Origin of the sequence: Pseudomonas cichorii (assembly GCF_019719005.1) — a bacterium.
Classification (GTDB): domain Bacteria; phylum Pseudomonadota; class Gammaproteobacteria; order Pseudomonadales; family Pseudomonadaceae; genus Aquipseudomonas; species Aquipseudomonas cichorii_E.
This window is the reverse complement of the sequence record NZ_JAIGPJ010000013.1, coordinates 1-26,032: the sequence shown is the minus strand read 5'-3', so window position 1 is coordinate 26,032 and position 26,032 is coordinate 1. Positions and strand designations below refer to the sequence as shown.

The 26,032-nt window shown below is 59.4% G+C and carries 24 protein-coding genes; 6 read left to right on the top strand and 18 right to left on the bottom strand.

Annotated features, from left to right (window positions below):
* Positions 1-27: 27 nt before the first annotated feature.
* Positions 28-153 carry a hypothetical protein gene (locus tag K5D32_RS25960; protein ID WP_260407363.1) on the bottom strand — a complete coding sequence of 42 codons (126 nt, stop codon included), beginning with the start codon at positions 151-153 and terminating at the stop codon, positions 28-30.
* Positions 154-191: 38 nt separating this feature from the next.
* Between K5D32_RS25960 and plsB the strand changes: the two genes are divergently transcribed.
* The gene (gene plsB / locus K5D32_RS12140; protein ID WP_221600460.1) at positions 192-2,678 is read left to right on the top strand and encodes a glycerol-3-phosphate 1-O-acyltransferase PlsB; all 2,487 of its coding nucleotides are present in this window, start codon (positions 192-194) and stop codon (positions 2,676-2,678) included.
* 97 nt (positions 2,679-2,775) lie between these two features.
* Positions 2,776-3,465 (top strand): DUF4197 domain-containing protein, encoded by a 690-nt coding sequence (locus tag K5D32_RS12135; RefSeq protein WP_221600459.1) that lies wholly within the window; start codon positions 2,776-2,778, stop codon positions 3,463-3,465.
* Positions 3,466-3,518: 53 nt separating this feature from the next.
* Here K5D32_RS12135 and K5D32_RS12130 read toward each other — a convergent pair whose 3' ends face one another.
* Both K5D32_RS12130 and K5D32_RS12125 read right to left on the bottom strand, forming a co-directional pair.
* A complete protein-coding gene (locus K5D32_RS12130; RefSeq protein WP_221600457.1) occupies positions 3,519-6,578 on the bottom strand; it encodes an efflux RND transporter permease subunit in 3,060 nt (1,019 codons plus the stop codon).
* Positions 6,579-6,584: 6 nt separating this feature from the next.
* A complete protein-coding gene (locus K5D32_RS12125; RefSeq protein ID WP_221600455.1) occupies positions 6,585-7,685 on the bottom strand; it encodes an efflux RND transporter periplasmic adaptor subunit in 1,101 nt (366 codons plus the stop codon).
* A gap of 91 nt (positions 7,686-7,776) precedes the next feature.
* Here K5D32_RS12125 and K5D32_RS12120 point away from each other — a divergent pair, with 91 nt between their 5' ends.
* Entirely contained in the window at positions 7,777-8,412 is a 636-nt protein-coding gene (locus K5D32_RS12120; RefSeq protein WP_221600453.1) for a TetR/AcrR family transcriptional regulator, read from the top strand.
* Positions 8,413-8,475: 63 nt separating this feature from the next.
* Here K5D32_RS12120 and K5D32_RS12115 read toward each other — a convergent pair whose 3' ends face one another.
* The gene (locus K5D32_RS12115; RefSeq protein ID WP_221600452.1) at positions 8,476-9,258 is read right to left on the bottom strand and encodes a class I SAM-dependent methyltransferase; all 783 of its coding nucleotides are present in this window, start codon (positions 9,256-9,258) and stop codon (positions 8,476-8,478) included.
* 96 nt (positions 9,259-9,354) lie between these two features.
* On the opposite strand from K5D32_RS12115, the gene K5D32_RS12110 reads away from it, so the two are divergent.
* Positions 9,355-9,978: a hypothetical protein gene (locus tag K5D32_RS12110; RefSeq protein WP_025258924.1), complete on the top strand. Its 624-nt coding sequence runs from the start codon at positions 9,355-9,357 to the stop codon at positions 9,976-9,978.
* On the opposite strand, the gene K5D32_RS12105 is transcribed toward K5D32_RS12110, so the two are convergent.
* The 7 genes from K5D32_RS12105 to ppc form a co-directional block, all read right to left on the bottom strand.
* The gene (locus K5D32_RS12105; protein ID WP_221600450.1) at positions 9,975-10,664 is read right to left on the bottom strand and encodes an extensin family protein; all 690 of its coding nucleotides are present in this window, start codon (positions 10,662-10,664) and stop codon (positions 9,975-9,977) included. The two genes, K5D32_RS12110 and K5D32_RS12105, sit on opposite strands and share 4 nt — an antisense overlap.
* A 2-nt stretch (positions 10,665-10,666) precedes the next feature.
* Positions 10,667-11,500, bottom strand: a complete 834-nt coding sequence (locus K5D32_RS12100; protein WP_221600448.1) for an oxaloacetate decarboxylase — start codon at positions 11,498-11,500, stop codon at positions 10,667-10,669.
* Positions 11,501-11,555: 55 nt separating this feature from the next.
* Positions 11,556-12,419 carry a DUF72 domain-containing protein gene (locus tag K5D32_RS12095; RefSeq protein ID WP_221600446.1) on the bottom strand — a complete coding sequence of 288 codons (864 nt, stop codon included), beginning with the start codon at positions 12,417-12,419 and terminating at the stop codon, positions 11,556-11,558.
* 2 nt (positions 12,420-12,421) lie between these two features.
* On the bottom strand, positions 12,422-12,745 hold the full coding sequence (locus tag K5D32_RS12090; protein WP_221600445.1) for a hypothetical protein: 324 nt from the start codon (positions 12,743-12,745) through the stop codon (positions 12,422-12,424).
* 234 nt (positions 12,746-12,979) lie between these two features.
* Positions 12,980-13,657 carry a tRNA (adenosine(37)-N6)-threonylcarbamoyltransferase complex dimerization subunit type 1 TsaB gene (gene tsaB, locus K5D32_RS12085; RefSeq protein ID WP_221576740.1) on the bottom strand — a complete coding sequence of 226 codons (678 nt, stop codon included), beginning with the start codon at positions 13,655-13,657 and terminating at the stop codon, positions 12,980-12,982.
* 90 nt (positions 13,658-13,747) lie between these two features.
* A complete protein-coding gene (gene adk / locus K5D32_RS12080; RefSeq protein ID WP_221576739.1) occupies positions 13,748-14,395 on the bottom strand; it encodes an adenylate kinase in 648 nt (215 codons plus the stop codon).
* Positions 14,396-14,653: 258 nt separating this feature from the next.
* Positions 14,654-17,290: a phosphoenolpyruvate carboxylase gene (gene ppc, locus K5D32_RS12075; protein WP_221593776.1), complete on the bottom strand. Its 2,637-nt coding sequence runs from the start codon at positions 17,288-17,290 to the stop codon at positions 14,654-14,656.
* Positions 17,291-17,703: 413 nt separating this feature from the next.
* On the opposite strand from ppc, the gene K5D32_RS12070 reads away from it, so the two are divergent.
* Positions 17,704-18,117, top strand: coding sequence for a DUF4398 domain-containing protein (locus tag K5D32_RS12070; protein ID WP_221576737.1), 414 nt, complete (start codon positions 17,704-17,706; stop codon positions 18,115-18,117).
* A gap of 59 nt (positions 18,118-18,176) precedes the next feature.
* Positions 18,177-18,959 (top strand): OmpA family protein, encoded by a 783-nt coding sequence (locus tag K5D32_RS12065; RefSeq protein ID WP_221576736.1) that lies wholly within the window; start codon positions 18,177-18,179, stop codon positions 18,957-18,959.
* Between the two features lie 61 nt (positions 18,960-19,020).
* Here the strand turns inward: K5D32_RS12065 and K5D32_RS12060 are convergent, their stop codons facing one another.
* From K5D32_RS12060 to prfB, 7 genes are all read right to left on the bottom strand, one after another.
* Positions 19,021-19,335 carry a hypothetical protein gene (locus K5D32_RS12060; protein WP_221600443.1) on the bottom strand — a complete coding sequence of 105 codons (315 nt, stop codon included), beginning with the start codon at positions 19,333-19,335 and terminating at the stop codon, positions 19,021-19,023.
* Positions 19,332-20,243 carry an alpha/beta hydrolase gene (locus tag K5D32_RS12055; RefSeq protein ID WP_221600441.1) on the bottom strand — a complete coding sequence of 304 codons (912 nt, stop codon included), beginning with the start codon at positions 20,241-20,243 and terminating at the stop codon, positions 19,332-19,334. Before K5D32_RS12055 ends, K5D32_RS12060 begins: the two co-directional genes overlap by 4 nt.
* A 70-nt stretch (positions 20,244-20,313) precedes the next feature.
* Complete coding sequence (locus K5D32_RS12050) at positions 20,314-21,591, bottom strand: flavohemoglobin expression-modulating QEGLA motif protein (protein ID WP_221600439.1); 1,278 nt, start codon at positions 21,589-21,591, stop codon at positions 20,314-20,316.
* A 33-nt stretch (positions 21,592-21,624) separates the two neighbouring features.
* Entirely contained in the window at positions 21,625-22,170 is a 546-nt protein-coding gene (locus tag K5D32_RS12045; protein ID WP_221600437.1) for a hypothetical protein, read from the bottom strand.
* A 25-nt stretch (positions 22,171-22,195) separates the two neighbouring features.
* Positions 22,196-22,921 (bottom strand): TetR/AcrR family transcriptional regulator, encoded by a 726-nt coding sequence (locus K5D32_RS12040; protein WP_221576732.1) that lies wholly within the window; start codon positions 22,919-22,921, stop codon positions 22,196-22,198.
* Positions 22,922-23,036: 115 nt separating this feature from the next.
* On the bottom strand, positions 23,037-24,539 hold the full coding sequence (gene lysS / locus K5D32_RS12035) for a lysine--tRNA ligase (RefSeq protein ID WP_025258909.1): 1,503 nt from the start codon (positions 24,537-24,539) through the stop codon (positions 23,037-23,039).
* A gap of 93 nt (positions 24,540-24,632) precedes the next feature.
* Positions 24,633-25,728 (bottom strand): peptide chain release factor 2 gene (gene prfB / locus K5D32_RS12030; protein ID WP_117148217.1). Its coding sequence is split into 2 segments (ribosomal slippage): positions 24,633-25,655 and positions 25,657-25,728, totalling 1,095 coding nucleotides; the frame shifts between segments, so codons are not numbered across the junction.
* Positions 25,729-26,032: the final 304 nt, after the last annotated feature.

The following is a 26,032-nucleotide window of genomic DNA, read 5'->3' as shown; positions in this document are numbered from 1 at the left end:
CCCCCCGCCAGGAGCCATCTCGCCCGACTAACCTTCCAGGCAACACATGTCCAACACCTGAACATGCTGTAACAGCAAAGGCGCTCCCACTCGCTTGCCACCGCCACTGGCCACTTTGCCGATACCGGACAGATACGGCACACTGATGCCCATCGGGCGCTCGCCCCTACATCCCACTCAGCAGAAGCCGTATGACCCGTTCCCCGTTCCGTCGTCTTGTATTCGGTACTCTGCGCCGGTTGCTGTACCTCTGGGTTCGCTCGGAAACCATCAACCAGTCGTCTTTCACGCTCAATCTGGACCGCAGTCGTCCGGTTTTCTATGTGCTGCAATCGCCATCCCTGAGCGATCTGGCAGTCATCGATACCGAGTGCCGCAAGGCCGGCCTGCCGCGACCGATCCTGCCGGTGTCGGTGGGTAACCTGATGGAGCCTGCCGCGTTCTTTTACCTGACCCCCGAGCCTGACTGGCTGGGCCGTCACGACAAACGCGGTGCGCCGCCGACGCTTGAGCGGCTGCTTGAGACGGTCAGCCAGAACCCGACTGAAGATGCGCAAGTCATTCCGGTCAGCGTGTTCTGGGGACAGTCGCCGGACCGCGAATCCAGCGCCTGGAAACTGCTGTTCGCCGACAGCTGGGCGGTCACCGGGCGCCTGCGTCGTCTGGTCACCATTCTGATTCTGGGCCGCAAGACCCGCGTGCAGTTCTCGAACCCTATCCATCTGCGCGATCTGGTCAACGAAAACAAAAGCCCGGAACTGACGCTGCGCATGAGCCAGCGCCTGTTGCGGGTGCGCTTTCGCAACCTGAAAACAGCGGTCATCGGTCCCGACGTTTCCCACCGTCGCAATCTGGTCAAAGGCCTGCTGGACGAGCCCATGGTCCAGCAGGCGATTGTCGAAGAAGCCGAGCGCGAGAAAATCACTCACGAGAAGGCCCGGGAACAGGCACTGCGCTACGGCAACGAAATTACGTCGGACTACACCTATTCGGCCATCCGTTTTCTGGAAGTGGTGCTGAGCTGGTTCTGGAACAAGATCTACGACGGGATCAAGGTCAGCCACATAGAAGGTGTACAGGACGTCGCGCCCGGCCATGAAGTGATTTATGTGCCCTGCCATCGCAGCCACATCGATTACCTGCTGCTGTCCTATCTGCTGTTTCGCAACGGCCTGACGCCACCGCACATTGCAGCAGGCATCAACCTGAACATGCCAGTGATCGGTGGCCTGCTGCGTCGGGGCGGCGCGTTTTTCATGCGTCGGACCTTCAAGGGCAATCCGCTGTACACCGCCGTGTTCAACGAATACCTGCACACCCTGTTCACCAAGGGCTTTCCGGTCGAATACTTCGTCGAAGGTGGTCGTTCGCGTACTGGCCGCATGCTGCAACCCAAGACCGGCATGCTCGCCATTACCCTGCGCAGCTTCCTGCGCAATTCGCGTATGCCCATCGTGTTCGTGCCGGTGTATATCGGCTATGAGCGGGTACTCGAAGGCCGTACTTACCTGGGCGAACTGCGCGGGGCCAGCAAGAAGAAAGAATCGATCTTCGATATCTTCAAGGTTATCGGCGCCCTCAAGCAGCGCTTCGGGCAGGTGTCGGTGAACTTTGGCGAGCCGATCAAGCTGGCGCAGTTTCTCGACAGCGAACAGCCCAACTGGCGCGAACAGGAACTGGGGCCGCAATTCCGTCCGACGTGGCTCAATGAGACCACCAACCGCCTGGGCGAACGCGTAGCCCGGCATCTGAACGAAGCCGCAGCCGTCAACCCGATGAATCTGGTGGCCGTAGCGCTGCTTTCCACCCAACGGCTGGCGCTGGACGATCAGGCCATGGAGCGGGTGCTGGATCTGTATCTGGCACTGCTGCGCAAAGTGCCCTATTCACCACACACGACATTGCCCGAAGGCAATGGCCGGGCACTGATCGAGCATGTCAAAGGCATGGATCTGCTGGCCGAGCAAAAGGATGCATTGGGCAAGATTCTGTATCTGAACGAACAGAATGCAGTCCTGATGACCTACTACCGCAACAACGTGCTGCATATCTTCGCGATGCCGTCGCTGCTGGCAAGCTTCTTCCAGAGCTCGTCGCGCATGAACCGCGATCAGATCCTGCGCTACACCCGTGCGTTGTATCCGTACCTGCAATCGGAGCTGTTCATTCGCTGGCCCCTGGAAGAGCTGGATGAGGTCGTCGACCAATGGCTGGCCGCACTTGTCGAGCAAGGCCTGCTGCGCTTCAAGAACGATGCCTATGTCCGTCCGGAACCGAGTTCCAGGGAGTATGTGCAACTGACGCTGTTGTCCAAGGCCATCGCCCAGACCTTGCAGCGTTTCTACATGGCCATCTCGTTGCTGCTCAACAGCGGCCAGAACACGCTGAGCGCAGAAGAGCTGGAAGACCTGTGTACGGTCATGGCCCAGCGGCTGTCGATCCTGCATGGCCTCAATGCCCCGGAGTTCTTCGACAAGAGCCTGTTCCGGCATTTCATCCAGACCTTGCTCGACCTCGGCGTGCTGCGCAAGGACGGCGCTGGCAAGCTGAGCCATCACCCGTTGCTCGGGGAACTGGCGGAAGGCGCAGCCAAGCGTGTGCTGCCGGGCGATATCCGCCTGTCGATCCGGCAGGTGACGCTGCATAACGAGATCGAAGAAACGCCTGCCGCAGATTGAGCCACGCTTTTCAGGTTCCCTGATAACCTCAATGCAGGGTCGCGCTGATGCTCATGTCAGCGCGACTTTCAAGACTCCACAAAATAAGGATGCTGCCATGCTTCGCCCATCGTTTACCTTTGCCGGCCTGTGCGCAGGCCTGCTGCTGTCGGCCAACGTGTTTGCCCTGTCTCTGGGTGACCTGTCGCAATCGGACGCCACTGGCGGGCTCAAGGATGCACTGACCCAGGGCGCTCAGGTAGCGGTCAAGCAACTGGGCGTGCCCGGAGGTTTCAGCAATAACCAGGAAGTGCGTATCGAATTGCCGGGGAATCTGGGCAAGGTCGCGAAAAAGATGAAGCAGTTCGGCATGGGCGCTCAGGTCGATCAACTGGAAGCAAGCATGAACCAGGCCGCCGAGGCTGCCGTTCCACAGGCTCAGGCCTTGCTGGTGGATGCGGTCAGGAAAATGAGCGTGGCCGATGCCAAGTCGATCCTCAGTGGCGGCAAGGACTCCGCCACTCAGTACCTGAACAGCAGCAGCCGTGAGCAGATCCGCGCCAAATTCCTGCCCATCGTCAAGCAGGCCACCGACAAGGTAGGCCTGGCCCAGAAATACAACGCCTTTGCCGGTCAGGCTGCAACCCTGGGCGTTCTGGACGCGAAAAGCTCAAACATTGAAGGCTATGTGACCGAACAGGCGCTTAATGGCCTGTTCGAGATGATCGCCAAACAGGAAGAAAGCATCCGCGCCAACCCGGCCGCTGCAGCGACCGGATTGGCGAAGAAGGTTTTCGGGGCACTCTAAACCCCGTAGGAGCGGATTTATCCGCGAATGGTTTTTCGCGAATAAATTCGCTCCTACGGCCGTTTTACTCTGAACCATGCGGCATAAAGCGCTGGCAGGAACAGCAAGGTCAGCGCCGTGGCGACAATCAGTCCGCCCATGATCGCCACTGCCATCGGGCCGAAGAACAGGCTGCGCGACAGCGGAATCATGGCCAGCACGGCGGCCAGCGCGGTCAGCACGATCGGCCGGAAACGGCGCACCGTGGCTTCGATGATGGCGTGCCATTGATCCTGCCCGCTGGCGATATCCTGCTCGATCTGGTCCACCAGAATCACCGAGTTGCGCATGATCATACCGGAAAGGGCGATGGTCCCCAGCATGGCAACGAAGCCGAACGGCTGATTGAAGATCAGCAGGAACAGCGTCACACCGATCAAGCCCAGCGGCGCAGTCACGAACACCATGAACATGCGTGAAAAGCTGCGCAACTGGATCATCAGCAAGGTCAGTACGACCACGATGAACAGCGGCACACCGGCATTCACCGAGTTCTGCCCGCGAGCCGAATCCTCCACGGTGCCGCCCACTTCCAGCAGATAGCCATCCGGCAGTTCAGCACGTACCGGCTCAAGGGTCGGCAGGATCTGCCGGACCAGTGTCGCCGGCTGTTCCTTGCCATAGATATCGGCACGCACCGTCACGCTGGGCAGGCGATTGCGGTGCCAGATGACACCCTCTTCAAAACCATACTCCAGGGTCGCAACCTGCGACAGCGCAATGCTGGCTCCGCTTTGCGTGGGCACCGCCAGACTCGACAGATTACCCAATTGCTCGCGCTCGTTGCGGGTGCCGCGCAGCAGGATTTCGATCAGTTCGTCGTCCTCACGGAACTGGCTCACGCTGGAACCGGTAAGGGAGTTTCGCAGGAAGGCCGAAAGATCCGCCGTGGTGACGCCCAGCGCCCTCGCCCGGTCCTGATCAATATTCAAATGCACGACCTTGCTGGGCTCTTCCCAGTCCAGATGGACATTGGAGACGTGCGGGTTCTCCCTCACTTTCTCCCGGACCTGACGAGCCAGCTCCCGAACCACTTCGATATGCTCGCCCGTCACCCGGAACTGCACCGGATACCCCACAGGCGGGCCGTTTTCCAGGCGTGTCACCCGTGAGCGCAAAGTAGGGAATTGCTCGTTGAGACTGGTGATCAGCCAGCTGCGCAGGGCTTCTCGATCTTCGATGGTCTTGGTCAGTACCACAATCTGGGCAAAGCTTGGCGCGGGCAGTTGCTGATCCAGCGGCAGATAGAAACGCGGCGAACCGGTGCCCACATACGCCACGTAGTTATCGATACCCGGATGATCCTTGAGCATCTGCTCCAGCCGGGTGACCTGCTCGGTGGTGTTTTGCAGGGACGCGCCTTCCGCCAGTTTTAGATCGATCATCAGTTCCAGTCGTCCCGATGCCGGGAAGAACTGCTGCGGAACGAAACGGAACATCACCACCGACAACACAAAAAGCGCGACGGTGGCGACAATCACGGTCTTGCGCCGCTCTACGCACCAGCCCACCAGCGCACGCACACGCTTGTACATGGGCGTCGCGTAAGGATCGGGAGCGTCAGAGCCATGCTTGGCCGCATGAATCTTCGCCAGATCCGGCAACAGGCGGTCGCCCAGATAAGGCACAAACATCACCGCCACAATCCAGGAAGCGATCAGCGCAATGGTCACGACCTGAAAGATCGAGCGGGTGTATTCGCCGGTACTCGACAGCGCAGTGGCAATCGGCAGGAAGCCGGCTGCGGTAATCAAGGTGCCGGTCAGCATCGGGAAGGCCGTGCTGGTCCAGGCGAAACTGGCCGCCTTGAGCCGGTCATAGCCCTGCTCCATCTTGATGGCCATCATTTCAACGGCAATGATCGCGTCATCCACCAGCAAGCCCAGAGCCAGCACCAGTGCGCCGAGGGAAATCTTGTGCAGGCCGATCCCCAGGTAATACATGGTGGCGAAGGTCATGGCCAAGACCAGCGGAATCGCCAGGGCAACCACCATCCCGGTACGCACGCCCAGCGAGAAGAAACTCACCAGCAAGACGATGACCAGCGCCTCGGCCAGTACCTGAACGAACTCGCCCACACCGGTTTTTACCGCTGCCGGCTGATCGGACACCTTGCGCAACTGCATGCCTGCCGGCAGATTCTTTTGCAGCCTGGCGAACTCGCCTTCCAGCGCACGGCCCAGCACCAGAATATCGCCGCCATCCTTCATGGCCACCGCCAGACCGATGGCATCCTCATCCATGAAGCGCATGCGCGGTGCCGGTGGATCGTTGAAACCGCGATGCACGTCGGCCAGATCGCTGATGCGCAAGGTGCGATCACCGACCCGGATCGGGAAGTTGCGAATTTCGTCCACCGACTGAAAACGCCCGCTGACCCGCAACTGGATACGCTCGGCCGGGGTTTCAAAGAAACTGGCAGACGACACCGCGTTCTGTGCCTCAAGGGCCTGCTGAACGGCCTCCATGGGCAAGCCGAGGGTGGCCAGCTTGACGTTCGACAGTTCGATCCAGATCTTCTCGTCCTGCAGGCCGATCAGCTCGACCTTGCCGACATCCTTGACCCGCTGCAAACGTATCTGGATGCGCTCGGCATAGTCCTTGAGCACGGCGTAATCGAACCCTTCGCCGCTCAGTGCATAGATATTGCCGAACGTGGTGCCGAACTCATCGTTGAAAAACGGCCCCTGCACGCCTTGTGGCAAGGTCTGGCGGATATCGCCGATCTTCTTGCGCAACTGATACCAGAGCTCGGGCACCGCCGCCGAAAAAATCGAGTCGCGGGCAATGAACGTCACGGTCGATTCACCGGGACGCGAGAACGAGGAAATCCGCTCGTACTCGCCGGTTTCCATCAGTTTCTTTTCGATTTTATCAGTCACCTGCCGCGCCACTTCCTCGGCACTGGCGCCCGGCCACAAGGTACGGATGACCATGGCCTTGAAGGTGAAAGGAGGATCTTCGCTTTGCCCAAGCTTGGTGTAGGAAAGCGCTCCAACCACTGCCAGCACGATCATCAGGTACAGGACGACCTGGCGATGACGCAGCGCCCATTCGGAAAGATTGAAATGCATCTGCGTCTACTCCCCGGCCGCCATTTTTACCGCACGATTGCTGCGGTCCACGGGGCGGATCCGTTCGCCTTCGCGCAACACATGCACGCCAGCGGCGACGATCCAGTCGGTTTCTTTCAGGCCTTCGAGTACCGGCACCGATTCCTGCCCGTAGGCCCCAAGCTGCACAGGAGCACGCTTGAGAATGCCATCAGGGCTGACCCGCCAGACGTAGCTGGCGCCATTTTCCGAGCTGACCGCCGAGAGTGGGACGGACAGCGGAACCGCATGCTCTGCCGCGATAAACACCCGGGCGCTCTGCCCCAGCTCGACCGGAACCTGCCCGGTGGCAAAGGCAATGCGCGCAGCGAAGGTACGAGAACGCGGATCGGCAGCCGGTGACAGCTCACGGATACGACCGGCAAAACGCTGATCGCGCACGGTCCACAGTTCGACGGACACCGGCTGGCCCACCTTGAAGCGGGCAAAACTCTGTTCCGGCAGGCTGATCAACACTTCACGCTCACCATCTGCCGCCAGGGTAAAAACCGTCTGGCCAGCCGCAACCACCTGCCCGACTTCCACCGAACGCCCGGCGATGACGCCATCCTGGGAAGCACGCAAAACGGTGTAGCGGGTCTGGTTGTCGGCGACGGTCAGCTCGGCCTTGATCTGCTTGAGCCGGGCTTCGCCGGAGCGATAGAGGTTTTCCGCGTTGTCATATTGCGAGCGGCTGACCATCTGGCGATCCAGCAGGGTCTTGTAGCGATCACGCTCGGAACGTACCAGATTCAGATTGGCTTCTGCGGCCGCGACCTGGGCGCGGGTCGCTTCAAGTTGCAGGCGCACATCCTCGGCATCCAGCTCGGCCAGCGGCTGATCGACCTTCACCCGTTGCCCCACTTCCACCAGACGCTTGCTGACCTTGCCGCCGATGCGGAATGCCAGCTCAGGTTCGAAACGAGCCCGCACTTCGCCGGGATAACTGTCCACCGATTGAGAGGAAAGCAGTGGCTGGGCCACCATGGCCGGACGCACCACCACAGGCGCAGCCACTTCCTGACTGCAAGCTGTGAGCAATGACAGCAGACAAACCGGCACGACGAGAGACAAAGCATCGCGGAACATGATGTGGACCTTTGCACGAATAGGGCTTGGAATAATTGTACTGGCGAGTATATTAAAATTTTTCAAACTCTCCAGTTCATTATTTCAACATATGCCAAACACTTCGTTGACCTCAGGTCCGGGTCGCCCCAAGGACCCGGAAAAGCGCAAAGCCATTCTCGAAGCCGCGAAAGACCTTTTCGTGCGTCACGGTTATGGCAACACCAGCATGGACAGCATCGCCGCCGAAGCAGGCGTCTCAAAACTCACGGTCTACAGCCATTTCACCGACAAGGAAACGCTGTTCTCTGCCGCGGTCGTCGCCCGCTGCGAAGAGCAGATGCCTGCCCTGTTCGTGCATTTGAGCAGTGATCTGCCGGTGGAAACGGTGCTGTTGAACGTCGCTCGGGCCTTTCAGACACTGATCAACAGCCCCGAATCTCTGGAGCTGAATCGACTGATGGTCAACCTGGGCATCCAGGACCCGAAGCTGTCGAGGATTTTTTTCGAGGCAGGCCCGCAACGCATTCTCAACGAAATGGAACGCCTGCTGATCCAGATCGACAAATCAGGCGAGCTGCGCATCGAATCCCCGAAAACCGCCGCCGAGCACTTTCTGAATCTGGTCAAAGGACTCTGCCATTTCCGTCTTCTGGTGGGCTGCGGAGAACTGCCCGCCACAGAAGAGGCCGAGCAACATGTCCGGGAAGTGGTGGAGATGTTCATGCGCGCTTACAGGGTTCAATGACACGTTCGCAAATGAATTGGCTCCTACGCACACGGGAATTCATTGGCGAAACGGCATTGAAAATCAGCTCTTGAGCGCCTTCTTCGGGTAGATGTCATAACGGCTGGACTTACCATCCAGCGCATAACCCGGTTTCGGGCCTTCGATGCAGGGAGCCTTGCGCGGGCGTTTGACGACAACTCGATGGGTCGCCAGGGCAAGGGCAGCTTCCAGCAGGGCTGGCGCGTCCATGTCATCGCCCACCAACGGACGGAACAGGCGCATTTCCTTTTTCACCAGCGCGGTCTTTTCGCGATGGGGGAACATCGGATCGAGGTAGATCACCTGCGGCGGCTCGCCTTCCCAGGCACGGATCAGCTCGATGGAGTTGCCGGTCAGCAGACGCATCTGCGCGATAATGCCACCCACATCGGCATCATGACGACCGCGCAGCAAACCATCTTCCAGCAGGGCAGCAATGATCGGCTGACGTTCGATCAGGCTCATTTCGCAACCAAGACTAGCCAATACGAACGCATCCTTGCCCAAGCCTGCCGTGGCATCCAGCACCCTTGGCCGTACACCCGGCTGAATACCGACGGCCTTGGCGATCATCTGCCCGCTACCGCCGCCGAACAGACGACGATGCGCCACAGCGCCTTCGACAAAATCCACTCGCACCGGGCCTGGAACATCATCGCCCAGTTGCTGCAATTGCAGGCCATCGTCGGTCACTTGCAGGGCAAAGTCGGCCTGCTCATCCTGCAAAGGCAGGTTCAGACGCTGCGCCCACTGCGATGCCTGATCCTGTCCGCTCACCGCCAGGGCTTCGACCCGTATACGACTGCCCGCTTGCTGCTCACTCATTCGCTGCACACACTCAAAAAATGTTAATGATCGGCAAAATCGGCCGATAACCAAGTATCGGGCATTTTGCCAGACCCAAGGCCAGAACTGATCGCCATGTCAGAGATTGTTCAATCATCCATCGGCTACTTGTCGCACGCAGGCGACTACAGCCTCAGCAACAGCCGCACCCTGACCGGTGTGACGCAACTGTGGTCGGATGCATTTGCACGCGCGATGGCAGAACAGATCGGTGATGGCAGCAAGCCTGAGCAAGCGCCGATCAAGATCGAAGTCGATGTTGAAACCGGCGAACCGGTCACTGGCGCACGCACCCTGAGCAAGATCGTCGAGCAGCGCGCCTGCCCGGTCACCGACACCCAGGTCAAACCACCAGAGCCGCTGTTCCTGCCGATTGCCGAATTTGAACTCGACCTTCTGCCACCGGCTGCCGAGCCGTTCAGCATCAGCGAAATCATCGAGCAGCAACGCCATCTGGAATTCGACAGCAACTGGGTTCGCCCGACCGTGGTCAACCCTTACAACTACAACGGCAACCCAGGGCCAGGTCCGCAACCGCGTCCTCTGCACCTGCCGATTGCCGAGCTCGAGTGGGAGCTGGCCGACAAGCCTGCCCTGCCACTGGACGAAGAAACCATCCAGGCTCAACAACGCCAGTTCGACTATGAAAATGGCTGGGCTCGTCCGCTGATCCTGCAAAACCTGCGTATGGCTGCCTAACGGCATACCTGCCACAGCCCCACATCCACATGAAAATGATCACGATGCGCCGCGTTGTACTCCGGCCCCAGCACCGTGCTGAAATTCTTGCACGCGCCGTCACGCACAAGCCTTAGAAAACGCCCCTTTTCGCCTTCGTCATTCCAGTCCTTGAGCAGGTTGATTCTCTGCCCGTCAGCCAGACGAAAACCGGCGATATCCAGGGCATTGGCGGTGGCGTGCTGGCTGAGGCGGCTATTGGCGCGGTTATAGATGTTCCGGCAGGCAAAGCTGCCCAGATGATCGATCCGTGCGACGCGCTGGCCAAAAACCGTCTGGGCCGCGGGCTGCAAGGTGTGGATGTCGAACAGGGCATAGGCCACGGCCAGCGGGCAACTGGCCAGAAAGCTGCTGCTCAGTGCGACATCGCCGCCCTGAATACGCAAGGTGTTCTGCAAGGGGCATCTGGCAGATGGATCGCTGTCGGCCTGACGACTGTAACGCAGGCTCGATGAGCCCAGCGCCAGATCGCACAGCGCCGGGTCATCCTGCAAACGCGCCAGTTTGAAGGGCGTCAGCAGGTTGGGTTCCAGTCGCACATCCAAAGGCGCCCATGGGTTCCACTGCGGCGGAACATCGACCCAGCCTCGCCAGACCGCCATCACGGCTGCCGCACACAGCAACAGGACCAGCAGAAAAATCCGCATCCTCAGCTTTTGAACAGAGCATTGAGCCGATCGAACGGCAATGCCTGCTCGGCGTAGCTGAAGGAGCCTTGAGTGCGGACCTCTTCGGCCGCCCGATAAAGCGCGCCCCAGGCCGCTCGCGCCATGGAAGAACCCACGCTGATGCGCTTGACGCCACACTCGGTCAGATCCGCCACCGATAAGGTTACGCCGCCAAGCCCCATCAGCACGTTCACGGGCCTGGGCGCTACGGCACGAACCACCGCGATGACTTCCTCACGGGTCCGCAGCCCCGGCGCATACAGCACGTCAGCACCGGCTTCGGCATAGGCTTCGAGGCGGCGCAGGGTGTCGGCAAAATCCAGTCGGCCATGCAACAGGTTCTCGGCACGAGCTGTCAGCAGGAAGGGAAATGGCAGACTGCGCGCAGCCGAAACCGCCGCCCTGACGCGCTCGACAGACAGCTCGAAATCGTAGATGGGCCTTGTCGCGTCACCACTGGCATCTTCGATGGAGCCACCGACAATTCCGGTGGCTGCGGCCTTCAACAAGGTTTCGGCGCACCCTTCAGGGCTGTCGGCGAAGCAGTTCTCCAGATCGGCCGCTACGGGCAGGTCCGTTGCGGCGACGATGGCAGCGACATTTTCCAGGGTTTCATCGCGACTGATTGCACCTTCGGCATCGGCCCGCCCAAGGCTGAAGGCAAAACCGGCACTGGTGGTCGCCAAAGCCTCGAAGCCCAGCGAGGCCAGCAACTTTGCCGAGCCCGCATCCCACGGATTGGGAATCACAAAGGCGCTGTCGCGCTCATGCAAGGCCTTGAAGGTATGTGCCCGGTGCAGTTCTCGAGAGTCCATGAGCTTTTCCAGGTCATCGTGAAGTGGGGGCCTATTGAACCCACAACTATCGACCTCAGAGCAAGCCCAGTTGCTCCACTTGCGGACCACGATCCAGCTCGGGCAATGGCGGCAGCCCCGGCAGGCGCTCCATCAGGAAGCGATGAAAACGCTGGGCCAGGTCAGGCGCCTTCAGGTTGTCCGGGGTGTGCAGGAACACGTAAGGCGTGCGTCCTTCCTCGATCCACACGGCGACCTTTTCGATCCATTGCGTCAGGAACGGGTCGTTGTCCTCCAGCACAGGGCGACCAATGAAGCGAACCTGTGGCGATTGGGTCAAGGCAGCCGGACGTGGCGGCACTCGGGGTTTCTTCGATTGGGCATGGAGCACGGCCGGATCCGTGGAGACACAACTGAACAGCGCCCGGGAATCCAGACAAATACGCTCCACGCCACGGTCCAGCAACAGGCGGTTGAGCATGCGCTCCTCGTCGCCCTTCTCGAAAAAGGCCATGTGCCGCACCTCAACCGCCAGAGGCACCTTGAGCTCATCGAGAAAACCCGCCAGCTCCGCCAGGCGCTGAGGCGAGAAACTGGCCGGCAGTTGCAGCCAGAACGGTGAAACACGCTCGCCAAGAGGGGCCAGCAGCTTCACAAAGGCTTCAGCGGCATCCAGTTGCAGGCGAAGGTCGCCGTCATGGCTGATGTCCCGGGGAAACTTGGCCGTGAAACGAAAATCCTGTGGCAGGACTTTAGCCCAGCGCTGGACAGTGGCGGCTGCGGGACGAGCGTAGAACGTGGTATTGCCTTCGACAACATTGAAGACTTGGGAATAGAGGCGCAGGAAGTCGGTGGGACGGGCATCTTCGGGGTAGAACGACTCACGCCATGCGCTTTCGCTCCATGACGGACATCCCAGATAGTAAGGCAGGCTGGGCACGGTCAGACGTGGAGATCGAGCCCCGACACTTCCAGATCCCAATCCACAAAACTGGCAGTGGTCAGATAGCTGGCCAAAGCGTTGGCGACACGGGTGCTCATGGAGCGAGGGAAGATGATGTCCTGCGGGCGAGCAGGCACGTTGGCGGTGGAGCCAATCTGAGCGTCACCCGAAGACTCACGGCGCGAGGCCTGAGCAGGCCGCGCAGGCAATTCGACTTCTACATCGCCATCGATTTCTTCAAAGGTGCCTTCAACGGTCGAAGGAACCTTCTTCGGCTTTCGCTTGATAGGGTATGAACGTGATGAGGGTCCGTCTATGCGCATCGATATCTACTCGGCGTCTTGTAGTGGCAATTTAACGTCACAGGCCGGAACTTGGCAAATACGTGAACGATAACTAGACCACACATATTGCAGATTGTTTGCGCCGCCGGGCATAACGAACGGATTAGTCGACAAGTGGTAGATGGCTAATTGACATTTCCGTGGAAGCGAATTTATTCGCAAACCATTCCAGGCGATGTATTTTCATTGGCCTCTTCGCGACTGAAGTCACTTCTACTTTGGCATCTTGGGCGTCGCCACCTTGTCGCGCAGATAGACCGGCTGGGCATCGTCTGCCGGAATCGACTCGCCACGGTTCCAGGCAAACGTCGCCAGGGTCAGCAGATCCTGGGCATGGGGCAACATGCTCGCGTCCTGACCGACCAGCGAAACCGGAATACGCTCGGCATAACCCCAGCCGGTACCGGCACCGAACCATTGACCGTCGGCATCGACAGGCAAGGCAACCTGTTCGGGCGGCAAGACCGCTTCGTTGCCGACCAGACGCATCTCACCGGCAGTTTCGCGATAGCAACCCCAATAGACTTCATCCATCCGCGCATCAATGGCCGAAGCGACCTGCTGGGCGCCGTACTCGCGGCAGGCACGCTGCGCCAGCACCGCCAGGTTCGAGACGGGCAGCACCGGACGCTCCAGCGCGAAAGCCAGCCCCTGAACCACGCCGATGGCGATACGCACGCCCGTGAAGGCGCCCGGACCACGTCCGAAAGCAATGGCATCCAGCGCCGACATGGCAATGCCCGCCTCGGCCAGCAGATCCTTGATCATGGGCAGCAGGCGCTGGGCATGCAGACGCGGGATCACCTCATAGTGGCTCAGTACCTTGCCGTCATGCAGCAAAGCGACCGAGCAGGCTTCAGTGGCGGTGTCCAGGGCCAGCAAGGTGGTCATCGGTGTATCCGTCTTCGTTGGAAAAAGTGACGCAGTATAAATGACAAATGGCCCGCAAGCGGGCCATTGTTGAATTCAGAGCTTTCGGGCTCAGGTCAATGCAGCAAGCACCTTGGTGGTGATCGCATCCACGGAACCGACACCTTCGATATGGCTGCACTTGGGCTTGCCATTCTTCTTGCTCAGTTCGCTGTAGAACGCAACCAGCGGCTTGGTCTGTGCGTGATAGACCGACAAGCGATGGCGAACGGTTTCTTCGACATCGTCCTTGCGCTGAACCAGAGGCTCGCCAGTGACGTCGTCAACACCTTCAACCTTCGGCGGATTGTGCTGCACATGGTAGATACGGCCGGAACCTTCATGGACGCGACGGCCGGATATGCGCTGGACAATCTCCTCGTCATCAACGGCGATTTCCAGCACATGGTCGATGTCCAGACCCGCCTTCAACAGGGCTTCAGCCTGAGGAATGGTGCGCGGAAAACCATCGAACAGTACGCCGTTCTTGCAGTCAGGCTGTTCCAGACGATCCTTGATCAGGCCGATGATCAGGTCATCGGAAACCAGGCCACCCGAATCCATGACACTTTTGGCCTTCAGGCCCAGTTCAGTGCCGGCCTTGACCGCTGCGCGCAGCATGTCGCCAGTCGAAACCTGCGGGATGCCGAATTTTTCAGTGATGAATTTTGCCTGAGTACCTTTACCGGCTCCAGGAGCTCCCAGCAGAATCACGCGCATCGTCATGCTCCTCAAATTTTTATAGTCAATCGTCGGATTCGCCTCTTGGGCCAATCTGAAAAATAAACGTCGGCCAAAGGCCAAAAGGCTGACCAAGATACACAGCAGACACAGGCCGCACAAGACGCCAAAAGTCGCAGCAACCCAAGGCATGAGAGCAGTTGCGCCCACCTGTGCAAACCCGCACCTGCTCAACCCGCTTTCACGCAATACACATCTGTCCCGGCAATGGCCTGCAAGCAACCGGACTCAGGCCTGTCAGCCGGTATTGCGCAATCCGGCTGCAATGCCTGCAACAGACACCAGTAAAGCCAGTTCCAGAGGACTGTCCAGGCTGGACTCACGATGCCGGGAGCGCGCCAGAAGCTCGGCCTGCAACAGATGCAGCGGGTCCAGATACGTGTTGCGCAGACTGATGAATTCCAGGGTCTCCGGACTATGGGCCAGCAGTTGCTGCTGCCCGGTGAGGCCCAGGACAACCTTGCACGCCTGCGACAATAGGCCGCGCAAATGCGCACCCAAATGTTGCAGTTCAGCGCTCACCAGACGGTCATCGTAGAGCTGGGCGATGTCCGAGTCGGCCTTGGCCAGCACCATTTCCAGCATATCGATGCGGGTGCGAAAGAATGGCCACTGCTCGCGCATCTGCGCCAGCACGTCCCCTTCCCCACGCTCCAGAGCCTTGCTCAGGGCGGCTTCCCAACCGAGCCAGGCAGGAAGCATCAGGCGCGTCTGGGTCCAGGCGAAGATCCACGGGATGGCCCGCAGGCTTTCGACACCACCCGCACGACGCTTGGCAGGGCGACTGCCCAGCGGCAGGCGACCCAGTTCCTGCTCGGGCGTGGCCTGACTGAAATACTCGACGAACTCGGGGTTTTCCCGCACCACGGCCCGATAGGCATTTACCCCGTCGGTGGCCATCTGATCCATCATTTTCCGCCAGGACGGCTCAGGCAAAGGAGGCGGCAGCAGGGTCGCTTCCAGGACGGCAGCCAGATAAAGGTTGAGGTTCTGCTCGGCAATGTCCGGCAGGCCGAATTTGAAACGAATCATTTCGCCCTGTTCGGTCGTGCGGAAACGCCCCGCAACCGAACCCGGCGGTTGCGACAGAATCGCCGCATGAGCCGGACCACCACCGCGCCCGACGGTGCCCCCACGGCCATGGAACAACAGCAGTTCAACTTGCTGCTCGCGGCAGATTTCCACCAGTTTTTCCTGCGCCCGGTACTGCGCCCAGGCCGCGGCAGTGGTGCCGGCATCCTTGGCGGAATCCGAATAGCCAATCATCACTTCCTGCGGGCCGTGCAGCCGCGAGCGATAACCCGGCAGTCCAAGAAGCCGCTCGATCACAGGCCCCGCGTTATCCAGGTCCGCCAGAGTCTCGAACAGCGGCACCACGCGCATCGGCCGTTGCAGGCCAGCTTCCTTGAGCAGCAGTTGTACCGCGAGCACGTCCGATGCGGCACCGGCCATGGAAATCACGTAAGAACCCAGCGAAGCCGCCGGTGCAGCCGCTACGACGCGGCACGTTGCCAGAACTTCTGCAGTGTCGGCAGCCGGTTTGAAATGAGCAGGAAGCAAGGGACGACGGTTATTCAATTCACGCAGCAGGAAATCGATGCGTGTCGGCTCATCCCACTCCTCGTAACGACCCAGGCCCAGATAGTCGGTGATTTCGGTCATTGCCGCGCTGTGACGGCTGGAATCCTGTCGCACGTCCAGACGCACCAGAAACAGCCCGAAAGTCACCGCACGACGCAGGCAATCGAGCAGCGGACCATCGGCGATCACGCCCATTCCACAGTCATGCAGCGACTGGAAGCACAACATGAGAGGTTCAAGCAGTTCACGGTTATCGTGCAGCACGGCATCCGGCGCAGGCTGTGGCGCGGTCAGCGAAGCATTGGCCCAGTTTCGGGTGGCCCTGAGACGTTCGCGCAAACGCTTGAGTTCGGCGCGATAGGGTTCGGCGCTCTCACCGACGCTGGCGCGCAAGGCATCGCTGGCCTGCTGCATGGAAAGGTCGGCAGCCAGTTGATCTACATCCCGCAGGAACAGATCGGCGGCCATCCAGCGGGCCAGCAGCAGGACTTCACGGGTAACGCTGGCCGTGACATTGGGGTTGCCGTCCCGGTCGCCGCCCATCCACGAAGCAAAGCGGATCGGCGCCGCTTCCAGTGGCAAATGCAGGCCGGTAGCCGCTTGCAGCGCCTGATCGGCCTTGCGCAGATAGCTTGGAATCGCGTGCCAGAGCGAATGCTCGATGACCGCAAAACCCCATTTGGCTTCATCGACAGGCGTAGGGCGGATACGGCGGATTTCTTCGGTGTGCCAGGCTTCGGCGATCAGGCGTTGCAACCGGGAAGTGATCTGCTCGCGCTCAATACTGTTGAGGTCGCGATGGTCCAGCGCCGCCAGTTGCGCGGCAATGGCGTCGTATTTCTGGATCAGAGTGCGTCGCGCCACCTCGGTGGGGTGCGCAGTGAGTACCAGTTCGATCTCCAGCTTGCCCAACTGACGGGCCAGCGCGTCGGGAGAGTGGCCTTCAGCCTTGAGCCGATCAAGCAGTTCAGGCAGGACCCGGGCCTCGAAAGGCTGAGGCTGGGTGTCATCGCGACGGCGCATCAATTGATACTGCTCGGCGATATTGGCCAGGTTCAGGAACTGGTTGAACGCTCGCGCCACGGGTAACAGCTCGTCATCGTCCAGGCTGTCGACACTGGAGCTCAACTGCTCGGCACCCGCCGCAGAACCTCGCCTGCCGGCCTTCGCCCCTTTGCGAATACGCTCGATCTTGTCGAGAAAGGCGGCCCCGCGCTGATCGCGAATCGTGTTTCCCAAAAGCTCGCCCAGCAAGTGAACGTCTTCGCGCAAACGCGCATCGATATCGGCCATCGTTCTCTCTCCCCTGTTCTTGTATGACTGGCTTGTATGGGTGACGTGTACGGGTAGCTTTCAATGAACTGTGTCCAACAGTGCACCAAAAACCTGTGCCGCGACAAATTCTTGCATCCAGGCAACAGTCGATCTGTCTTTTGGCGAGCACTCTCCAATCGTCCCGCAAGCCCGTGCGAGCCCGATATTTCCCGCAGGCTGACCATATTTTCCTGACATCACTGAATGCCATTACGCAAAGCGTCCGGTGAAAAATCCTGACCATGTTGAAGAAATTTCACTGAACTATTCAAAAAACCCACAGGTCGGAGCCTTTGACCATTACAGAAAGCCACAAGGCAGCGGGCACATACCCTGAAGCCTTCCGGCCAGGAAAACTGACTGTCATGGATAACCACGTTCGGAGTCTGACAATGGAGTTGATCACCATGAACACCCTTACTGCCAAATCCAAGTTCAAAAGCCTGCGCGGGTTGAAACTGGCTGCGCTGGCCTTGGGTAGCACCTTCATTCTGGCTGGTTGCGCGGGAAATCCACCAACCGAGCAGTACGCAGTGACTCAGTCAGCCGTCAACAGTGCCGTCAGCGCTGGCGGGACCGAGTACGCCGCAGTAGAAACCAAGGCTGCTCAGGACAAACTCAAGCAAGCCGACCTGGCGATGCAGGAACAAAAATACGACGAAGCCCGCCGTCTGGCCGAACAAGCCGAATGGGATGCTCGTGTAGCAGAGCGTAAATCGCAGGCAGCCAAGGCCGAGAAAGCCGTGCAGGATGCTCGTCAGGGCGTCGAAGAACTACGTGAAGAAGGCCTGCGTCAGGTGCAATAAGCACAGATCGCACCCTGCGTTTTTCATGCATTGGTAATTGATTAAAGGACGATCCTATTATGCGCAAACAATTGATGATCCCTGCCCTGCTGGCCATGAGCGTAGCCCTGGCGGCCTGTGCCACTAAACCGAACCCGAATCTGGAGCAGGCGCGGACCAACTTCTCCGCCCTGCAAAGCAACCCGCAGGCTACCAAAGTTGCCGCCCTTGAAACCAAGGACGCCAGCGACTGGCTGGACAAGGCTGACAAAGCCTTCCGCGACAAGGAAGACGAGAAAAGAGTCGACCAGCTGGCTTACCTGACCAACCAGCGCGTTGAACTGGCCAAAGAGACCATCAACCTGCGCACTTCCGAAGCGGCTCTGCAAAACGCCTCGGCAGAACGCGCCAAGGCCCGACTGGACGCTCGCGATGCACAGATCGCCCAGCTCAAGAACAGCCTGAACGCCAAACAGACCGAACGCGGCACCCTGGTGACCTTCGGTGACGTGCTGTTCGACCTGAACCGTGCCGACCTGAAGCCGGGCGCACAGGGCAACATCGCCAAACTTGCGCAGTTCCTGCAGGAAAACCCGGATCGCAAAGTGATCGTCGAGGGCTATACCGATAGCACCGGTTCCGCTTCCTACAACCAGTCGCTGTCCGAAAGCCGCGCCAACTCGGTACGTGCCGCGCTGGTCCGTGTGGGTGTTGACCCGTCCCGCATCGTCGCAGCCGGCTATGGCAAGGAATACCCAGTGGCTGACAACACCAGCAACTCGGGCCGCGCCATGAACCGTCGTGTGGAAGTGACCATTTCCAACGACAACCAGCCAGTGGCACCGCGCTCTTCGCTGCGTTAACTGCTCGTTCGCAAATGAAGTCGCTTCTACCGCGGTAGGAGCGACTTCAGTCGCGAAAGCTTTATCTAATCTCCTGCCCCATACAGCGCACAGCCTGTTTCTTGTTGTTGACCAACACACCCGACAACCCTTTCTGGGACGTATCGAACAGCACCAACACACCATCAATGCATTGCGCCACTTCGGCAGCAGGCGTGGCCGCGATCTTGTAGTCCTCGCCCGGCACGGTCTTGATCATGGTGAAATCACTGAGCAACAGGGCATCTTCTGGCTTGGCAAAGTGCAGATAGCCGTAGAACCACAGGCACCCGACCGTACCGAAAATGGTGCCGATGCCGGTCAGGATCAGTGGGATAGGGTTACGCTCTTCGCTCATTGGGGCTCTCTGCCGGTTCGGTTTGAATAGTCGGTTTGCGGATAGTTGGGGACCTCGCCCAGACGGCGCAGCCCGTTGAAGTGCTGCGGATCTTCCAGGTAGCGCAGCATCACCTGACGCCAGAGCGGATCGGAAAAGGTCTGTACATGCCCGCCACGGGTCAGTTGCAGCACTCGGGGCAGAGGCGCGGCCTTGTAGAGGCTGATGCCGTTGGAAAGCGGCACGAGAGTGTCGTCCATGCTCTGGAAGATCATCATCGGCGTGCCTTTGAGCTGCGGCAGGCCGTTAATGGCGCTATCCGCGTCGGGGATCAGCCAGGACAGCGGCGTTTTCAGCGGCCAGGTGAGCCAGGAAGTGCCGAGGGTGTAACGCGCGACATCGCGATAGCTGGCGGGCACGCCATCAAGAATCAGCGCCTTGAGCTTGCTGCGCTGCTCGGGATGCTGCGACAGATAATGCACGCCCAGCGCACCACCAATGCTCTGCCCCAGTACCACCAGAGGTTTGCCTTGTACCTGGGGTTCGGCATCCAGCCAGTCGAATGCAGCCTGAATGTCCTGATAGATGGCCGGCATGCTCGGCGAACCTTCGGACACCCCATAACCGCGATAATCCAGCATCAGGACCTGATAGCCCTGCTCGGGCAACCACCAGCTCCCGCCCAGGTGCCACGACAGGTTGCCGCCATTGCCATGCAGGTGCAGCACCGTGCCCTTGACCGGCACACCTTCCTTGGCGGGCAGCCACCAGCCATGCAGACGAGTGCCATCGGCGGCGGTCAGGGTAATGTCACGGTATTGAAGATGGGCCTTGTCAGGCGTGAACGGCAGACCGGTTTCCGGGTAGAACAGCATCGAACTGCAGCCGGTGAGGCTGAAGATCAACACGAGGATGCTGATCAGCTTCAAGTTGGGTGTCCTTTTTTGGGGGTCACAAATGAATTCGCTCACGGGCTGCGAATTCATTCGCGAAGGGGAGCTACAAAATATTCGAATAATCCGCTTCGATACGATCCAGGCTCAGGTGGTTCAGGAAGTTGGAGAAGCACATCCAGGCCGACAGGGCGTTCATGTCACGGAACTGATCGGGCAGGTATTTGGGTGCGACCACCAGCCCTTCATCCACCAGTTGACGCAAGGTCCGCATATCTTCCAGGGTGGTCTTGCCACAGAACAGCAACGGAACCTGTTCGAGCTTGCCCTTGCGCACGGCCAACTGAATATAGTTGTAAACCATGATGAAACCCTTGAGGTAGGACAAGTCTTTGGTGAATGGCAGCCCGTTGGGCGTCGACCCACGAAAGACACGGCTGGCATTGCCGTAGCTTTCCGGCATGCCAAAGCCCTGTTCGCGATAGAACTCGAACACCTGCAGGAAATCGGCGCCCTCCTCGGCCATATGGATGGCGCGGGTGCGGTTGGTCAGTTTGCGCAGGCGGCTTGGGTAGGACGCGAACGCAATGACTTCCATGAGGATCGCCAACCCTTCCTGAGTCACGGTGGATGAAGGCGGCCCTTTGGACAGGAAGGTGCAGATCGGCTGGTTCTGGCCATTGAGCGTGGTGCCGACATGCACCAGCCCTTCATGAACCTCAAGCGCGCGGACATCTCGCTCGTTGAACATCGCATCGGTGCGGATCTTGATGTAGTCGGCACCTGCCGCCGCATCGGCGACGATACCGTCGGACTCGAACACCCGGATGGTTTCCTCGGCTTCGCCAAATACCCTGTTCAGGCGGCTCTGCAGCAGGGAAACGGCATCCTTGGCGGTGAGTATCTTGGGTTCGTCCTTAAGGTCGCCCCGACCGGCAATATTGTTCAGGTAATCCGAAAGCATCAGCCCCAGGTCCGCCAGGGTCGGGTCACCGGCATGGAATGCATCGGAGGCCGCGCCGTACAGTTCCTGGGAGATCAGCCCGAAATCCGGCGTGCCACGGGCTTCGAGCATGCGGATCACCATGCGGTACTCCTTGCACATGCGACGCATGATCTGCCCGACCGGGTTGAACTGGCCCAACTGGCGGGTGATATCGCGCTCGATGTTCTGGAATTCGAGCTTCAAGGCCCCGGAGTCGAACCCCAAAGGACGATTCTCGTAATAGGCACGATCCACGGCAGGTAATGCCTTGCCTTTGGCGGAGAGAAAATCCTTGCGTACTTTTTCATCCCACTTCACCGCATCCAGTACACGAATCGGCGTCTGGGCTACGACTATTCGATCCGATAATGCACGAATGGTTTGCTGGTACTCGTCCACCCGGTACTCCTTGGCTGGCGGGCTGCTGCCCTACTACTTGGGTACACGCTGGTAGCGTGCGACCTCCAGGAAAACATCGGAATTGGCCGGATCGTCCAGATAACCGAACACCAGGTCCAGAGGACTGGTGATCAGAATGCCCTGCCCGATCCCGCTCTCCACTGGCTGGCCAGTGAGGTTCTGCTGATCCACCCACTGCCTGAATCGATCCAGATCCAGGTTATAGACAACCAGTTCATGGGCATCGGTCACCTCGAATCCGGCCATTACATAGTGAGAGCCATATTTTTCAGGCAGTTGCGCCGACAGATACCAGCGGCTGCCATGCTCGGTCACCGTGAAGCGGTACTCATCGCGATGCTTGCGATCACCTTTACGATAGCTGACTGCCTTGTAAAGGTTACCGCTGATGCGGGAAAGCTCGAGTTCGAGGGGCTCGCCCCAGGCATTCTTGCTGGTCCAGGGCCCAAGCAAATGGGCCGGGGCGGCGCTGCCTGCGGGAATGGTGTCCTCGAAAGTCACCAGACAACCGCTCAAGAGCAGGAACGACAGCGCAATCAATGCGCGCCAGGCTTTCATGGTGCTCTCCTGAAAAAGGGGTATCTCATGGGCAGACCGATGAGTCGATCCCAAGGACCAGACGCGTCTGGCGAGTGAGAATACCGAGTATTTCTTCGTCCGCCTGATAGTGCGGGCCATGAAGCAGACCCTGATATTCCATCCGGCGGATTATCCCCGTCAACACCTGAGCATCCTGAACAGGCTGCGACGAGCCGATAACCTGCAGAAACTGATAGGTGCCTTGCAGCAGGATCTCTTGATGGGCAACCACCAGCGGCGCCAGCCGAGGATTGATCAATGCCTCATGGTGAAAGGCGTGCTCGGCAATCAGATACTCACGGCGAGTCTGCAACTGGTGGCGGATGTATTCCATGGTCATGCGCGCAATATCATCGGCCAGACGCAAGCGGTCAGTCGGATTGGCGGTACCGCGGGTCAGCATTTCCCGCAACACGACTTCAGTGTGCTGCCACAGCTTGGCCTGATAGGCTGCGCTGCGTTCGACATACTGAGCGAAGGCATCGGTCAGCAGGTCATCGATGTCCTTGAAGTAATAGGTGGTAGCCGACAGCGGCACGTCCGCTTCGGTCGCCACGGCCCGGTGACGCACAGCACGCACGCCATCGCGTACGACAATGCGCATGGTCGCATCGAGAATCTTCTGCCGACGCTGCTCGCTACCTTCCCGGCTGGCCTTGCGGCCTTGATACCTGACACTCCTTGCCACGGCGGAGGCAACACCTGCGGCTCCTTCTTGAGCGATTGTCACGACGGGGTTCCTTTCTGGTCGATCCCTTCGCGAATGAATTCGCTCCTACGGGGATTCATTCGCGAAACATGGATATAAAAAAGCCGCCCTGTCGGGCGGCTTGTCTTGTAGCTAATTACGCTTGTGGCCGCATGTGCGGGAACAGGATCACGTCGCGGATCGACGGGGAGTTGGTGAGCAGCATCACCAGACGGTCGATGCCGATACCTTCACCGGCCGTTGGCGGCATGCCGTATTCCAGCGCACGTACGAAGTCGGCGTCGTAATGCATGGCTTCGTCGTCACCGGCATCCTTGTCGGCCACTTGGGCCTGGAAGCGCTCGGCCTGGTCTTCAGCGTCGTTCAGCTCGGAGTAGGCGTTGGCGATTTCACGGCCACCGATGAACAGCTCGAAACGGTCGGTGACGCTCGGGTTGTCATTGTTGCGGCGTGCCAGCGGCGAGACTTCGAACGGGTACTGGGTGATGAAGTGAGGCTGCTCCAGCTTGTGCTCGACCAGTTCTTCGAAAATCATCACCTGAAGTTTGCCCAGACCTTCGAAGCCCAGCACCTTGGCGCCTGCTTTCTTGGCGATGGCGCGGGCCTTGTCGATGTCGTTCAGGTCGTCAGCGGTCAGCTCCGGGTTGTACTTGAGGATCGAGTCGAACACCGACAGACGCACGAACGGCTCGCCGAAGTGGAACACCTTGTCACCATAAGGCACGTCAGTGGTGCCCAGAACCAGTTGCGCCAGTTCGCGGAACAGTTCTTCGGTCAGGTCCATGTTGTCTTCATAGTCGGCGTAAGCCTGGTAGAACTCCAACATGGTGAATTCAGGGTTGTGACGAGTCGAAACGCCTTCGTTACGGAAGTTGCGGTTGATCTCGAACACTTTCTCGAAGCCGCCGACCACCAGGCGCTTGAGGTACAGTTCAGGCGCGATGCGCAGGAACATTTCCATATCGAGGGCATTGTGGTGCGTCTCGAACGGCTTGGCAGCAGCACCACCGGGAATGGTCTGCAGCATCGGCGTTTCGACTTCAAGGAAGTCGCGCTTCATCAGGAAGCTGCGGATGTGGGCAATGACTTGCGAACGGACACGGAAGGTATCGCGTACTTCTTCGTTGACAATCAGGTCAACGTAACGCTGACGATAGCGCTGCTCGGTGTCGGTCAGGCCATGGTGCTTGTCCGGCAGCGGGCGCAGGGACTTGGTCAGCAGGCGCACGCTGGTCATTTCGACGTACAGGTCGCCCTTGCCGGAACGGGCCAGGGTACCTTCGGTGGCGATGATATCGCCCAGGTCCCAGGTCTTGACCGCCGCCAGGGTTTCTTCCGGCAGGGTCTTGCGGTTGACGTAGACCTGGATGCGACCGGTCATGTCCTGGATCACCATGAACGAGCCACGGTTAAGCATGATGCGACCGGCAACCTTGACCGGAATCGCTGCATCGGCCAGCTCTTCCTTGGTCTTGTCAGCATACTTTTTCTGCAGATCGTTGCAGTAGCTGTCGCGGCGGAAGTCGTTGGGGAAGGCCTGACCCTTGGCGCGCTCGGCAGCAAGCTTTTCCTTGCGCAGGGCGATCAGGGTGTTTTCTTCCTGTTGCAGGGCTTGCGGGTCGAGTTGTTGGTCGCTCATGTCTTAGATTTTCCATCACAGGTTCGTTGTCCCCCGCCCTCGGCAGGGGATCGCGGGCAAGCCACGCTCACGGATCGAGGTGGCTGCGCGTTATTACAGGCCTTGCTTGAGGCTTGCGATCAGGTACTCGTCGAGGTCGCCGTCGAGCACCTTGTCACAGTCGCTACGCTCGATGTTGGTCCGCAGGTCCTTGATGCGCGAGGCATCCAGAACGTAGGAGCGAATCTGATGACCCCAGCCGATGTCGGACTTGGTGTCTTCAAGCGCCTGGGACGCAGCGTTGCGCTTCTGCACTTCCTGCTCATACAAACGGGCCCGCAGCATTTTCATGGCGGTGTCCTTGTTCGCATGCTGGGAACGTTCGTTCTGGCAGCTGACCACGGTGTTGGTCGGAACGTGGGTGATACGTACCGCCGAGTCAGTGGTGTTTACGTGCTGACCACCGGCACCGGAGGAGCGGTAGGTGTCGATCCGCAGGTCTGCCGGGTTGATGTCGATTTCGATGTTGTCATCGATTTCCGGCGAGACGAAGACAGCCGAGAACGAGGTGTGACGACGGTTGCCGGAGTCGAACGGGCTCTTGCGCACCAGACGATGAACGCCGATTTCGGTACGCAGCCAGCCAAAGGCGTATTCACCCTTGATATGCACAGTCGCGCCCTTGATACCGGCGACTTCACCGGCGGACAGCTCCATGATGGTTGCGTCGAAGCCACGCTTGTCAGCCCAGCGCAAGTACATGCGCAGCAGGATGTTGGCCCAGTCCTGAGCCTCGGTGCCACCGGAACCGGCCTGGATGTCCAGGTAAGCGTTGTTGGGGTCCATGTCGCCGCTGAACATGCGACGGAATTCCAGCTTTTCCAGCAGTTCGCGCAGGCGCTCGACTTCAGCGGCCACATCATCGACGGCAGCCTGGTCTTCTTCCTCGGCGGACATCAGCAACAGGTCCTTGGCGTCGGCCAGACCCGAGGTCATGTCATCCAGGGTTTCGACGATCTGCGCCAGCGAAGCGCGCTCGCGGCCCAGGTTCTGTGCGTACTCGGGGTTGTTCCAGACAGCGGGATCTTCGAGCTCGCGGTTTACTTCGGTCAGACGATCATGTTTGTGATCGTAGTCAAAGATACCCCCGAATGGTTTCGGAGCGCTCGGACAGGTCCTTGATGCTGTTTAGGATCGGGTTGATTTCCATGGTGGGCAGCACTCGCAGGCGAAATTTTCAAAGCCGACGAGTATACCCCAGGGAGAGTACTGAAAGCAGCCCGTTGAATTAATCCCATTCAGGTAAAAAGGCTGATTTCAGAAGTCTGGTGGCTGTGGTCACAATCCGTGGGTGAGGCCTTGGCCGCGACAGCAATATTTCAAGCGCTGAAAATGGGTTGCACTTCAAAGCCGGTCGTCGCGGCCAAGGCCCCTCCCACAAGTTGAACTGCCCCCCAAAAGTTGGACGGTTTCAGCCAGCAGCCTGAGCCCTGTAGTCGACAGGGCTCAGGCCA